The organism is Deinococcus hopiensis KR-140, from assembly GCF_900176165.1.
Lineage (GTDB): Bacteria > Deinococcota > Deinococci > Deinococcales > Deinococcaceae > Deinococcus > Deinococcus hopiensis.
The window spans coordinates 139,629-153,042 of the sequence record NZ_FWWU01000006.1 but is presented as its reverse complement, the minus strand read 5'-3'; the positions used below and the strand labels follow the sequence as shown (position 1 = coordinate 153,042).

Below are 13,414 nucleotides of genomic sequence, written 5' to 3'. Positions count from 1 at the left end.
CAGGGCGCCCCATTCTCCCCCAGGCACATTCCAGGTCGCTCGCCGGGCACGGTCAAAAAGAAGTCTGTACTTTGACACCTGCTCAGGGCGCATGCCAAATCCAGCGACCTCGACCTGCTGGCCGCCCTGCGCGTCACCAGCCTGGTCCTGATTCCATTGGGCTGACGGAGCGACTTCGGGGACCCGGCCCTCAACACTGGGAGGCGCGCCAGCCTTGGAGTCCCCGCCAGGCAGCGCCCAGCGTCCGTGCGGAGAGCCAGGCCCTGAGCGCTCCTCCAGTGGGGGGACGGCGCGCGTACCGTTCGGCCTGCTCACACACCCACGCCTCGTCGAAGCCGTTCCACACGCCCGCCACGGTGAAGAGGTTCCCCAATAAAAACGGGGCCAGTTCGCGGTGCAAAATCTTCCGGAGCGTTGTGTCCGGGTACCCCGAGGCGTCCAGCACCCGCGCGATACGCCGCAAGTCCGCTTCGGTCAGCTCCGTGTCCAGAAACAGTTCGGACAGGGCCGTCCACACCGGCTGCCGTCGGCGCCGTCCTTGAACGTCCAGGGCCTTCCTCCCCGCCGGCAAGACCATGACTCCATCCTGCCACAGGAAAACCCGCCGTGGCCGGTAGATATGGTTTGGGGGTTCTCCGTTCCATCCCCCTGCGGCGCAGCGTTGCTGGTCTGTTCCAGCGATTCCAGGCCTCTGTGTCACCGTTTTTCCTGCTCGCTCCCCTTGGATCGGCCTGTGATTTCATCACTGACCAACCGGAATCCTCGTGAGACCTCAGAATCAGATGTGGGGTGTGGGAAACGCCGCGGCGCTCGCTGGGCCGCCGTGATGCGCGGTGCAGTGCGCCTGGTTCAGGACGCTGGAGGGAGAATGCAACGCCTCTTTAACTCACGGCCGAGTGCCATCGGCGTGGAGATCGGCACCAGCACCATCAAGGTGGTGGCGCTGCGCCCCGGTGCGCCGCCGATTCTCCAGCACGCGGTGATGGCCCCGACGCCCATCGGGAGTATGCGCGACGGGCTGGTGACCGGGCCGCAGGCTGTGGCCAACGAGCTGCGCGGCCTGCTGGCGCAGCACGGCATCACCGCCCGCTACGCGGTGACGGCGGTGCCCAACCAGTCGGCCGTGACGCGCAACATCATGGTGCCGCGCATGGACCGCAAGGACCTGCAGGAAGCCATCAAGTGGGAGGCCGAACGGTACCTGCCCTATCCCATCGATGAGGTGAACCTGGACTTCGACCTGCAGGACGATCCCAGCACCATCCCTGAAGACGGGCAGATGGAAGCCGTGATCGCCGCCTCGCCCAGCGAGGCGGCGATCGCGGCAGGTCGAGGTGTTGCGGCTGGCAGGCCTCGAGCCCACCGTCGTGGACCTCAAGAGCTTTTCCGCGTTGCGGGCCCTGCGCGGCAACCTGCTGGGCAAGCACCTCACCAAGCAGACCCTGATCGGCAACAACTACACCGAGGCCAACGAGATCGCGCTGGTGCTGGAGATGGGGGCGAGCAGCAGCGTGATCAGCCTCGTTCGTGGCGACCGCATCCTGATGATCCGCAACATCAGCGTCGCGGCCGACGACTTCACCACAGCGCTGCAAAAGGCCTTTGACCTGGATTTCAGCGCCGCCGAGGAAGTCAAGCTCAACTACGCCACCGCCACCACACCCAGCGACGCCGGCACCACGGACCACGGGCAGGTGAACCTCAGCCAGACGCGCGAGCAGTACAGCCCCGCGCGCGTGTTCGAGGTGATTCGCCCGGTGCTGGGCGATCTGGTCACCGAGGTTCGCCGCTCGCTGGACTTCTACCGGGTCCAGAGCGGCGACGTGGTGATCGACCGGACCTACATCGCGGGCGGCGGCGCGAAACTGCGCGGCCTGGCCCCGGCCATCAGCAACCAGCTTGGCTTCCGGGTAGAGGTGGGCAGCCCCTGGCTGACGGTGCAAACCGAGGGGGCCAACGTGGACACCGGGTACCTGCAGTCCAACGCGCCGGAATTTACCGTACCTCTGGGCCTGGCCCTGCGGGGGATCTCGAGTCGCTGACACCTCCCCCAAGTCAAGATCAGGGTGACACGATATGGCGTAGGTGGGAGCGGGCCGCTGGATGGGGCGCCCCAACTGGTGCGTCACACCCGGGCGGCAATTGGATGGCGCTCGGCATGATCGGTATCCAGCAGCGTCTCGGGAGAGGTGCCTCGGACCACTTGGGCGAGCTTCCATCCCACGCCCACCGCGTCCTGTACCCCCAGGTTCAGGTCCTGCCCACCGTTCGGCGCGTGACTGTGCGCCGAGTCACCCGCCAGCAGCACCCGCTCCTTGCGGTACGACGCGGCCTGCCGCGTGGTGCCGTTGAACCTCGAGATCCAGGTGGGGCTGTGAGCGCCGTAATTGGTCCCACAGGCCGCGGTCAAGGCCTCGCGCAGATCGCGCAGGGTGGGTTTGCGGCGTTCACAGGAGCAGTGTGCGCAGGCTGGCGACCCGGCTGAGAGGCGAGGGGCCGGTGATGCTCGCCACGGTTGGTTGGTGTCCGGCCAGGTGTCAAAGAGGATGCGAAATACCCTGGAGGCATCAATCTGTTTGGCCGTCACTGCGGCAACCATCCTCAGGCGGTGCGTTGCGTCAGGCGTCCTGAATTTTGACCATTGCCACAGCTGCGTCCCGTTTTGCTCTAGAGGCGATCTCGGTACGCCATCTGGCCGATGCATCCTAAAATCACTCCCGCTTACCCTTCGTGGGAAATGGGCATGCTCCTGCAGCACAACGTAGCGGTACTTGTAAGTTATGGGGAGAACCGTAGCTGACTTTGCCGATTCGCAGCAGCCTGCCTCTCCCCAACCCAAAGCGGTTGGGGAGTTTTTTTTTGGAGGAAGACATGACACAGCCGGTGACCGGAGCAGAGCTGCTCCTCCACTCCCTCAGAGAAAACGGCATCACCACCCTTTTCGGCATTCCCGGAGCCATGAACCTCCCCATCTACGATGCTCTGGAACGTTACGGCATGCGGCACATCCTCACGCGTCACGAACAAGGGGCGGTGCACGCTGCAGAAGGTTTTGCCCGCAGCAGCGGACGGACCGGAGCCTGCCTGGCCACTTCGGGTCCCGCAGCCACCAATCTGATCACAGGCCTCGGCGACGCCCTACTCGACCATATCCCGCTCCTGGCCATCACGGGCAATGTGCCGACCCACCTCCAGGGCACACGGGCGTTTCAAGAGCTTGATATCGTCTCCATCGCCCGTCCGGTCACCAAGGCGGCATTTCAGGCACGTACAGCCGGTCAAATTCCCGGCTTGGTGCGAGAAGCGTTGCACCTGGCCCAGAGCGGGAAGCCCGGTCCCGTCCTGATTGACCTGCCCCAGGACGTGCAAACCCAACAGGCGCATATGGGCGTTCACTTTCATACTGAACCTCAGGTGCGCGTCACTTCCCATCCTCAGTCCTACCGCAAAGTTATGGACCTCTTGAAGGTGGCGGCCCGGCCAGTGCTGTTGATAGGTGCAGGGGCGCAAGACGCGTCGATGGTTCGGCCCTTCGTGGAAACCACTGGCGTTCCGGTGGTGCATACGCTGCAGGGCATCGGCATCCTTCCTGCAGATCATCCACAGCGTGTGGGGATGCCTGGCGTGTATGGCAGCGGCCGGGCAAATCAGACGCTGAGTCAAGCGGACCTCATCCTCGGGATCGGTGTCCGCTTTGATGATCGTCTAACGGGCAAGCTGGCCCTGTTTGCTCCGCAGGCACGAATCGTTCATATCGATCTCGATCCTCTGGAATTCGGCCGCTTGCTCCAACCGGAGCTGGGCATCCAAGCCTGTGCAGAAGAGGCGTTTGAAGCGCTGTCGGCGCTGGCACAACCTCTGGAACTCGGTGCGTGGTGGACGCAAATTCAAGGCTTCGCTGGGTACGTTCCACCTGCCTGCTGGAGCATGACTTACGTCCTGCAGACCTTGAGGACGGTGCTCAACCCAGAAGACCTGATCGCCACAGATGTCGGCCACCACCAGATGCTCGCGGCACACCACTGTCCGCCGTCTCAACCTCGCCACTGGCTCACTTCTGGTGGGCTGGGTACCATGGGCTATGCTCTGCCCGCGGCTATGGGCGCAGCAGTCGCAAATCCGGATCAGCGTGTCATCTGCATTTGCGGAGATGGGGGGTTTCAAATGACCCATCAAGAACTTTCCACCATGACCGCCCACCATTTGAACGTCAAGATACTTGTGCTGGACAACGGCCATCTGGGCATGGTCAGGCAGTACCAGGACCTCTTTACCGAGTCCGGCCGTAACCATGTGGAGCTCGCGCCGGGCAACCCGGACTTTGCGCAATTGGCGCTGGCTTACCAAATTGCAGCCTTCACGGTATGCCGCGCCGAACAGCTCCACGAAGTTTTGCAGCTGTGGCTGGCACAACCTGGCCCGTCGCTGCTCCATGCGGTTGTCCCCGCTGAGGAAAATATTCCGGTGGTTCCCGCTGGAAGTCGACTGACCGATTGGGTGGTGAGCGCTCGCCGCGTTGGTGCGTAAGTGCAGGCCCGTGTACGGTGTCTGCTGGAATGACTGCAGCTGGCAAGAATCGGTAGGGCCCGTGAGTCCCTATGGCCCGCACGACTTGGACTTCGCACTCTGCCGCTGTAGGGTTCGTCCTCCTGGGGTTCCGCAGGCGTGCGAATGATTCCGGGCCTCTTGATCGGCACCTGCTGTTCGGAAATTCCGCTGGGGCTTCCCTCCTGGAAGGATCCCAGGCTCCCGAGCAGGTCAACCCTGAGGGATTACGGCCTCACCGTTTATGTGCGACTTCCCCAGGCCCTCTCCATCATCTTCACCGGTGTGTCCATTGCCCCCGTCGCGGCGCCACTCGGCACTTTCCTCGGAGATCTGATCGGCTGGCGTGGCGTATTCCCGGTGGGCGGTGCCCTGGGCCTGCTCGGATTTCAGCACCCTGGTCCTAAGGATTCCGCTTCGTCCGTGATGAAATAACGGGCCAACCCGAGTGACCGTACAACGCTGCGCCGCAGAGCGAGCAGGAAAAACGGTGGCGAAGAGGCTGTGGAAATCATCGGGGCGGAGGAGATGGAACGGCGGATACGGAAACCGTATCCGCCGTGGCTGCCGCGCTGCTGGTGCTGCGCAGTTTCCTGCTCGTCGTGTGGTCCAACTGAACCGCGCATGCGGTGCCGGACAAGGTGGAACGTGCCGGTGACTTGCAGGGTCCAGGGTAGGGTGGGGTGATCCTGGGGGCGCCCCTGGGCGGTGTAACCCTGGATCACGCTGGCATCCCAGGAGTGTTGACAGGCGGTGGCCTGGCCCTGCTGGGCGCCCTGGTCACCGTGTTCGTCGCACCCACGCAGCCGCATCCGGTCGAGGCGTTTTTGCCGGGTCCTTCTAGAGCAGTTCTGTGTGCACACGCTTGAAGAGGCGGTTCATCCTCAGCTTTCAAGCATCAAAGCGGCCCCCAGCCACCTTTTTGCAGGTACGCGCAGCCTGCGGTGATGCCGGTCCTTCGCCTTCAGGAGACGGTGGCGGAGTGAATTCCGCCCACGCTTGAGCCTGAATCCGGGGTGGTGGCAGAGCGCAGCGTTTTCTTCCGCTTTGCCCCCACCCTCTCAGGAGACAGAAAGCAGATGCTTCGGAAACCTGAAAACCGCACGTGTCCTCCGCGCGCCCCTCCACGATTGCGCTCCTCCTACCGTTTCCCTTGAGATCAATCCCTTTTCGGATGTATTTGACGGCGCCACACTTGATCTGGAGCAATGGCCTGCGGGGCCCGTTTGGCTGGGGACCTTACGGCAACACTGTTTGGACGGCCAATTCCACTCAGGCGGTGGCCGTCCACCAATTGATTGCGGCGTAGCCATCAGGGCGTGGCGAGCCGATCGCCTACTCGCCAATCGGTTGGTAGCCGCGCACGTAGTCCACGCACGCGGTGCGTGGCCAGGGCTGCTGCGCTGCGTCCACCGTGAGCTGCTGGGGCAATTCGTACAAGCTCAACATGAACTGCAGCGCGTATTGCGGCGACTGATGAATGGTCCGTACCAAGACGTTATCCACAAAAAATTCCAAACGGGCGGGCGTCCAGTTCACAGCATAGATGTGAAAGCGTGACGCGTCGAACGCGAAGGTGTCGGCGTAAAACTCTTCGCGCAACGACGGGTCGCTCCACGGGTGCACGCCGGACTTGACCACAGCCCTGCCTGGACTCAAGTCCTGCCCGAACAACTCACAGATGCAGATTTCGCCGGACTCCTCCGGGTATTCCTCGAAACCGATCATCCACAGCGCCACCATGTAGCCGGGAATGGGCACCGCCCTGAGCCGGGTCTCGAAGAAGCCGAAACGCGGCGTATACAACCGCATCGGAGGCTGCGCCTCCCGAACCCGGAGGTCGGGGTGGAAGCGCAGCTGCCCCTCGGCGCTGCCCACAGGTCCTGAAACGCAGCCCGTTTGCAGGGTAGACGTACGGAGCTGTCCGTCAATTTCGGGCAGCCACGGCTGCTGGTCCCGCTCGATGTGGAGGTGCAGTCCCTTTCCGGGCAGGGAGTAACGCGAAGCGGCCCGCTCACGGCCACTCCAGTGCGGCAGGTAGTACGGCAGCCACCGCTCTTTATTGAGCGTGGGCGCATCGAACTCCTCATGAAACGTGAGGGAGTAGCCCGGCTTATCGGGTGGATTAGGGGGCATATCACTGTGGCCAGTCGCGTCCGGCGGAAGGCCATTGGTCGTGTTGCCTGCTTCTGTGCACATGTCTACCAGCGCCTCCTACGTGAATTTCATCTGAGGTTACCGCGGGCATGAGACGGGTGGGCACGCAGGGCGGTATCCGCACGTGTTGCCACGCTTCCTCCACTTCTCCGTCAACTCCACCAGCGTGGGTGTGCGGAGGTTGCGTGGGGCACGCGGCTTCACGTGGCTGGCCGTCAACCTTCCCGTGCCTCCGCTGCGGGCAGATGCGTTCGAAAAAACCGCTGGGCAGCCGCGCTGACCGCAGGGTCGTTCAGCGCGTCCCCCGGCTTACTCCCATTTCCAAGCAGTTCCCCCATGACCCGCGCTCCAAAGTAGTGGGCGCACAAGCGCAAAGACTCGAGCATCGGCTGGGCGTGCTCAGGTTTCCCAGCGCTATTGGCAATGGTCCAAAAGTGTTTGTCCTGCATCTGCTCCTTGAACTGCAACCCAGGCACACGCAACCAGGCACTCCACTCGTCCAGGTACCGCTTCAGGTCTGTCGGCACGCTGTACCAGTAGACCGGAGCCACAAAGGCGATGTCAGACGCGGCCAGGGTCACGTCCAGGAGCGTTTCGGCCGCTCCCTCGGGCCAAGGATAGACGTCCGTCGTGTGCCGCTGGTCCTCGAACGGCGGCAGGGGGTAATCGCGGAGCCGAACCCAGGAGGTGCCGGTCCCTTCAGGCAGGCCTTGAGCGGTCAATCGGGCGATCTGCTCGGTGTTCCCATCCTGGCGAGCACTCGCGACGAGAAACAGAACGTGGTGCATAAAGCAGGATAGATGAGGCGGCACAAACGGCGACAGGGGCTTAGGTTCACCTGGTGCAAAGGGGCAACAGCCGCATATGGTGCCAGTTCAACCCAGGTGCGTAAAAGTCCTGGATCGGTGGGGAGATGGGGCGCGGGCTCGGAAGACCAGGACTCCGTCGCGAAGAAAACGGGTGGGGCTCCTGCCGCACGCTTGCGCCTGTACCAGCAGGTTGCCATTCCGCGCCGATTCAGGGCCCCGAAGCGCTCCGGTGGTCGGCCCTTGTTCCCGGAGTGAGGGTCACAGACGGTCTGCCCTGCTATCCCACGCCGGAGCGTATGGCCCTGGGTCGCGCGTGCCAGAGCAAGTCCACTCAGGGCGAGGAGATTCGCCGCGAGAGCACTGGCCTGACACCTTAGAATTCCCGGCCATGGTCTGCGCCGCGTACACCGCTGTGCCCAGCCTTGGCGCATGTATCAACGCGCGGACTTCTTTTTGACCAAGCCCGGCGAACGAAATGCGCAAGGGGGAGAATGGGGAACCCTGAGGGGCGCCCTTCTACGCGCCATCCGGACAACTGCTCTAGGCGCTGGTGCAGCCACCGATGTTCCACCGCATGCGCCTTAAAATGAGAGAAATGAGCACAAGTGAAACCGGATTCACGCCAAATTGGCGTGCTAGACGGAATTCTCTAAAAATGTAAGCAATAAGTAAGTTTTTAAGAATTCTAAGGAATGATGTCGATTTTTGCCGATTTCATCGTCTCTGCTGGTGCATTATTCACGTGAGGCGCATAAAAAACGGGGTTTTTCCCTTTAATTAAGGTAAGTTAAATAAAGATTTGTTAAACTTGGCTCGTCGATGAATGCCTTGCGCTCCCTCCTGACTGTCCTCGCACTCTGTACTCCCGGTGCTTCCGCCCTCACCTACACCGTGAAACCTGGCGACACACTGTCTAAGATCGCGGTTGCCCATCATACCGAGCCGGCCGATTTAATGCGGCTTAACCGCCTGCCCAGTACGACCGTCAAAGTTGGGCAGCGTCTCAATCTCGGCAATGTCGCTGCCCCGACTGCTTGGCCGCGGGCGCAAGCAACGGGCTTATCCACATCCAAAGGAAGTGCTTTCGTTCGCACGGCTGCCTCCCGCTTCCTGGGCATCCGCTATGCTCTCGGCGGCACGGGCAAGGGTGGCATCGACTGCTCTGCCTTTACCCGGCAGGTGTTTCAACAGATGGGTATTCAGTTGCCGCGTACGGCCGCAGCCCAGTGGAACGTTGGGCAGGCCGTGAACAGCCGGGACCTGCAGGCGGGTGACCTGGTGTTTTTCAATACCCTGGGACATGGCGTCAGTCACGTTGGCGTGTATGTCGGCGGCGGCATGATGGCAAACGCCAACAGCTACCAGGGCCGCACCGTGATCGAACCGATGCTCAGCAATGCCTACTGGGCCGCCCGCTACCTCGGTGCACGCCGCGTCCTGAGTTGACACAGGCTTGCCAGGACGTTCACGACAAACACGTCCCTGCCTCAAGGCAGGGACGTTCTTTTTATTCCTCAGCACCGGGGCGCCACCGTGCAGGTGCACCTCAGCGGTAGGGCGCCGGCGTCACGCTCGCCTTGCTCCCTTTTTCCCTGGACGGCTTCTGGTCAAAACGGATACCTTTGCGAGGTGGAACGCATTTACCTGGAATATTCTGACCCCAACGGCGCCGAGCACAAGTTCTACGAAGTGTCGGTGAGCGGTGCGGAACTCACCGCGCGGTACGGCCGGATCGGAACAGACGGGCAAAAGCAGGTCAAGACCTTCCCCACGCCCCAGAAGGCCGAGGCTGAAGCCCTGAAGAAAGCGGCCGAGAAGCGCCGCAAAGGGTATGCCGACGCGGTCGAGGGGACCACGCCCAAACGCGGCGTCATGCGCCGCACCATTACCGAGGGCAAAGCCACGACGAAGAAGAGCGCTCCGGTGTTGTGGCGTTTTCAGTCTGGCGCGATGGCCTTCGGGGTATTCGTGGACGCTGACCGCGCCTGGGTGGGAAATGAACGCGGGGAGGTGTATGGGCTGACCCTGGAGGGGGAGCCTGACCTCAAGTTCAAGCTTCCAGACGGTGTGAAATGCCTGGTACGCGACGGGCAGTGGACCTTCGCGGGGTGTGACGACGGCAACGTGTACGACCTGAGTGGCAAGCTGCCCTTCGTGGCCTATGAGGTGACCGCAGGCGCGGCGCTGCTGTGGCTCGACATTCACAAGGGCATGCTGGGCGTAAGTGACAGCGCGGGCAGCGTGTACGCCTTTGATGCTGAAAGTGACCAGCAGTGGGGCAACGTTGACCAGAAGGGCTCCATGGGGTGGATGGTCCGGGTGGATGACCAGGGCGTCTACTACGGCCACAGCAAGGGCGTGGGGATGTTCGACCGGACGACGGGTGTTTCCCTCTGGGAGAAGTCCACGCGGGGCGGCGTGCTGTTCGGCTGGCAGGAAGGCGCCTCGGTATACGCGGGCACCACCGCGAACCTGGTGCAGCGCTTCTCCAAGGCTGGCGTCCACGAAGCCGATTACGCGTGTGACGGGACCATCCTGTCGTGCGCGACCAGCCCCAAGGGCGAGTACGTGTTCGCCGGGGACAGTTCCGGTGCGCTGTACTGCTTCGCGCAGGACGGCACCCGCCTGTGGAAGCTCGGGAGCGGCTGCGGAAGTGCGCTGAGCATGCAGTACGCGCAGCAGCGGCTTTACATCGTCACCTCACAAGGCTTTCTGGCAGCGGTGGACGCCAGCGAGGCCGCCATTCAAGCGGCGCAGCAGGGCGTGACGCCGCAGGTCCGGGACGTCAAAATGGCCGCTGCGCTCGAAGTGCGCGCCCCGCAGACGGCCCTGCCCGTGACCGCGGAAGCGGGAGGGCGCGTCGTGCTGGTGTGCGTGCGGGACGGAGTCAAGCTCCGTGTTCAGCCCGTTGGAGGCGGCTTTCAGGCCTGGAACGTGCAGTTTCCGCGTGACCTGCGCGAAGAGGGTGCGCGCTACGTCGTGGACGGCCTGCTTGACGCCGGAGGTTTCTACCGGGTGGTCGGGGAGATTCGCCGTTTGAGCGCCTGAACCCCGGAGAAGACCCGCGCCGGGAGTCAATTGGAGTCAGGGTGGAGACTTGTCGGTGAAGTGCGCGTCGTCCGCGGGCACGAACGCCTTGCTGAGAATCATTGCCAGCACCTGACCTCTCCCGAACGGCAGCGGTACTCGCCGTTGGGGTCCAACGGTGTTGCTGCTGCCCAGGCAGATCTTGCGGTGCGCACATTCCCGCGGCCATTTCCGCCGCTGCTCTCGGAGCTTCTTCAAGACGGCGGGCTTCTTTGCCGGCAACTCCTCAAGGGTCAGGTTGCCTTTTTTCTCGTTCCGAGTTAGCCGGATGCTTCGCGCAGTTGTCCGAATGGCGCCGCGCGTGGAGGGGCACTCCTCACGGCGCCCCATTCTCCCCATGCGCATTCCGGTTCGCTCGCCGGACTCGGTCAAAAAGGAGTCCGCACGTTGACACATGCTCCAGGTAGGAAAGCCGTCCATCTCGTCCAAAGTTTTAAGGCGGGTCACCGCGCGTGCATGCTCTTCAGGATTGAGAATGCCCGCTTTGAGCAGCGCTGCCCCATCAGCGGGGGTGGGAGCCGTGGGTACCAGGCCGAACTCCTCCTCCGCCACCACCTCACCCACCTGCGCCAGAAACGTCTCCAGCCCTGCCTGTTTTTCCAGCGCCAGATGACGTACGTTGAGTTGACGTAGCAGGACCGGGTACGGCGTCTCCACGGGGCTGCCGTCCTGATCTGGTTGAGGAAAACCAGGGGCCAGCACCTGAAAGCGGAGCCCCCCAGGGCAGTCGCCGGCCAGTTTAAGCATCACGCTCCGGGCGACGGTTGGGTCATTGACGACGAGGTGAGCGGCGGGGTCCGCGGTGAACTCGGCCTGCCGGGACCAGCGCAGGAAGCCGAGCTGGAGGGCCTGGGCGAAGGCTGGACCGAGGAAGGGAATGCCGCCCAACGACGAGGAGAGCACCGCGGCGAGAAACCGCGAGAGGGTCGTATACAGCACATGCCCAGACTTGATGTGCCCAGTTCGTGCGCGAGGACGAACAGGATTTCGTCCTCGGTAAAGGTCTCGAGCAAGCCCGCATTGACGACGGTGTGGGGGTGCTTGGTACCTGCTGTATGGGCGCTGACGCCCTGGCTCTGGTCAACGAAGAGTTCCGGGTTCGGGCACGTCGAGTCGAGGGCTTTGACGGCCCACTTGAACAGCAGGTAGAGCTGCGGGTACTGGTGGGGGGTGACGCGGACGTTGTCAATAAGGTTGAGGGCGTATTCGGCCGGCTCGGTAGAAGGCTCTGACCAGCTGGTCAAAGCCCTTGACGGCCTTGATGGAGGCGGGCAAACGGCGGTCTTCCGGGTGTTCGTAGGAGGAGCTCTGCAGGCAGGGGTAGTAGTGCAGGGCGCGCTGCGTCATGAGACGTCCTTTGGAAGGAATGGATGAATGGCCGACCGGGGTGTGGAACGGGCGAGGATAAGCGCTCCTGTTCCCCGTGTGGGAAGCCTGTGCGGCGGGGGCGTTACAAGTTGGGCCAACTGGGGATCAACGCTGCTCGCCGTGAGCGTGAGTGGACTTGGCCTACATGGCAGCTGGTCACCATGGCCGGGCTTGGACCGGGAGGTAGAGAAGGGTCTCGCGGAACACCAAGGGGAGAGCGGGTTGGACAAAATCCGATTGAATCGTTTGCAGAGCGGACGGAACGGGTGATCTGGAGCCCGCATCAGACGAGCGCCTGGACAACCCGGCGTGTCGCTCAATCCTCCACGAAGTCCTTCCGGGCTCCAGGTTGACGTCCGGGGAGAGCGGGCCAGTCCTCCAGGCACGGGTAGCCAAATTGCAGGCACAAACTTGCGCTCTGCGTATCCCACTCCTGCCGAAGCTCCCAGTACCGCTGCCAGGCTTCGCCTTTCGTGCGCAGCCTGACCCCACCGGCTTCGAGCGCTGCCCAAGACGCTTCGAACCGCCTTTGCCGGTCCTGTTCGACACGTCCAGCTTCCACCTGAATGCGTTCGTACTTAGGGCGAAGCGCGTGGAAGTACCGCATGACGATCCGTTGCGTTCCCGCGCTCACCAGTCCCTGCGTCACCACGGGATACACCTCCGGGTCCAGCAGGGTTCGGCAGAGGGTCACGATTTCCAGCAGGTCCGCGAGGGCGAGCGGCATGGCCCGCTCGTTCGGCATATGAAAGTAGTGCAGCAGCGGAAATTCATCTTCCGACTGCACCACTTGGGACAGAGCCGAGGCGGTACTCCCCAACCAGTTTGTCAGTTCATCATGGGACTGGGTACGCGCAGCGACGATCAGGACGTTGACCGGCCCATATCCTTCATCTCGGCCAACAAAGCGGTAAATCTCAAAGGACAGGGACGTCATCCGTCCCAGCGCTCCCGATACGGACAGGAGGTAGGTGACCGCAACCGTAATCAGGATGAAACCCGTCGCGCCCGCCAGAACCATAACCAATCTCAGCGCCATACCGGTCGGTGTCACGTCACCGATACCCAAGGTGGTGATGCTGTACCCACTGATGTACAACGCATTGAACCAACCCGGAAAAGGCGCGGCACCATCCAGTTGAAATTGCCGCGCGTAGGGCAGGAAGATCAAGGCGAACCCCAACCACAGCACGAAGGCCCAGATCAGAATGGTGAGCGGCACCAGCAGGGGACCCAGATGAGACAGCCGCCGCCTGGCTTCGGGTGTGCTGTGCCCGAACAATCGGTGCCAGAGCTGCCAGGCGTACACGTACAGGCGACCCGTGATGGGTCCTGCAGGCCCCCGCGCCACGAACACGGTGACGTAGACGTCCCGCAGCAGCAGCAGCAGCAGCAGGACGCCCGCGAGGAGGGTCAGTACAGACATACTGTCTCAGCGTGAAAGGAAG

The 13,414-nt window shown here is 62.8% G+C and carries 10 protein-coding genes and 2 pseudogenes; 4 read left to right on the top strand and 8 right to left on the bottom strand.

Annotation, left to right across the window (positions count from 1 at the left end):
* Window positions 1-190 precede the first annotated feature (190 nt).
* Entirely contained in the window at window positions 191-577 is a 387-nt protein-coding gene (locus B9A95_RS07430; RefSeq protein WP_084046298.1) for a DUF7079 family protein, read from the bottom strand.
* Between the two features lie 291 nt (window positions 578-868).
* On the opposite strand from B9A95_RS07430, the pseudogene pilM reads away from it, so the two are divergent.
* Window positions 869-2,042, top strand: a pseudogene (pilM, locus tag B9A95_RS07425) (type IV pilus assembly protein PilM).
* A gap of 83 nt (window positions 2,043-2,125) precedes the next feature.
* Here the strand turns inward: pilM and B9A95_RS07420 are convergent.
* The gene (locus B9A95_RS07420; protein WP_212648270.1) at window positions 2,126-2,587 is read right to left on the bottom strand and encodes an FAD-dependent monooxygenase; all 462 of its coding nucleotides are present in this window, start codon (window positions 2,585-2,587) and stop codon (window positions 2,126-2,128) included.
* 284 nt (window positions 2,588-2,871) lie between these two features.
* On the opposite strand from B9A95_RS07420, the gene ilvB reads away from it, so the two are divergent.
* Window positions 2,872-4,527 carry a biosynthetic-type acetolactate synthase large subunit gene (ilvB, locus tag B9A95_RS07415; RefSeq protein WP_084046296.1) on the top strand — a complete coding sequence of 552 codons (1,656 nt, stop codon included), beginning with the start codon at window positions 2,872-2,874 and terminating at the stop codon, window positions 4,525-4,527.
* Window positions 4,528-4,758: 231 nt separating this feature from the next.
* On the opposite strand, the gene B9A95_RS33390 is transcribed toward ilvB, so the two are convergent.
* From B9A95_RS33390 to B9A95_RS07395, 3 genes are all read right to left on the bottom strand, one after another.
* A complete protein-coding gene (locus B9A95_RS33390) occupies window positions 4,759-4,941 on the bottom strand; it encodes a hypothetical protein (RefSeq protein ID WP_084046295.1) in 183 nt (60 codons plus the stop codon).
* 939 nt (window positions 4,942-5,880) lie between these two features.
* Window positions 5,881-6,681, bottom strand: coding sequence for a glycoside hydrolase family 16 protein (locus tag B9A95_RS07400; RefSeq protein ID WP_245808175.1), 801 nt, complete (start codon window positions 6,679-6,681; stop codon window positions 5,881-5,883).
* 236 nt (window positions 6,682-6,917) lie between these two features.
* Window positions 6,918-7,490 carry a flavodoxin family protein gene (locus B9A95_RS07395; protein ID WP_084046292.1) on the bottom strand — a complete coding sequence of 191 codons (573 nt, stop codon included), beginning with the start codon at window positions 7,488-7,490 and terminating at the stop codon, window positions 6,918-6,920.
* Window positions 7,491-8,330: 840 nt separating this feature from the next.
* Between B9A95_RS07395 and B9A95_RS07390 the strand changes: the two genes are divergently transcribed.
* Both B9A95_RS07390 and B9A95_RS07385 read left to right on the top strand, forming a co-directional pair.
* The gene (locus tag B9A95_RS07390) at window positions 8,331-8,957 is read left to right on the top strand and encodes a C40 family peptidase (RefSeq protein WP_084046291.1); all 627 of its coding nucleotides are present in this window, start codon (window positions 8,331-8,333) and stop codon (window positions 8,955-8,957) included.
* Between the two features lie 183 nt (window positions 8,958-9,140).
* Complete coding sequence (locus B9A95_RS07385; RefSeq protein WP_084046290.1) at window positions 9,141-10,559, top strand: WGR domain-containing protein; 1,419 nt, start codon at window positions 9,141-9,143, stop codon at window positions 10,557-10,559.
* Window positions 10,560-10,595: 36 nt separating this feature from the next.
* Here the strand turns inward: B9A95_RS07385 and B9A95_RS35135 are convergent, their stop codons facing one another.
* The 3 genes and pseudogenes from B9A95_RS35135 to B9A95_RS07370 all read right to left on the bottom strand — a co-directional run bounded on the left by B9A95_RS35135 (window position 10,596) and on the right by B9A95_RS07370 (window position 13,392).
* Entirely contained in the window at window positions 10,596-11,537 is a 942-nt protein-coding gene (locus B9A95_RS35135) for a M48 family metalloprotease (protein WP_084046289.1), read from the bottom strand.
* Window positions 11,538-11,614: 77 nt separating this feature from the next.
* Window positions 11,615-11,842 (bottom strand): annotated as a pseudogene (locus B9A95_RS36870) (hypothetical protein); the annotation flags it as partial.
* A gap of 440 nt (window positions 11,843-12,282) precedes the next feature.
* On the bottom strand, window positions 12,283-13,392 hold the full coding sequence (locus B9A95_RS07370) for a potassium channel family protein (protein WP_084046287.1): 1,110 nt from the start codon (window positions 13,390-13,392) through the stop codon (window positions 12,283-12,285).
* Between the last annotated feature and the right edge of the window lie 22 nt (window positions 13,393-13,414).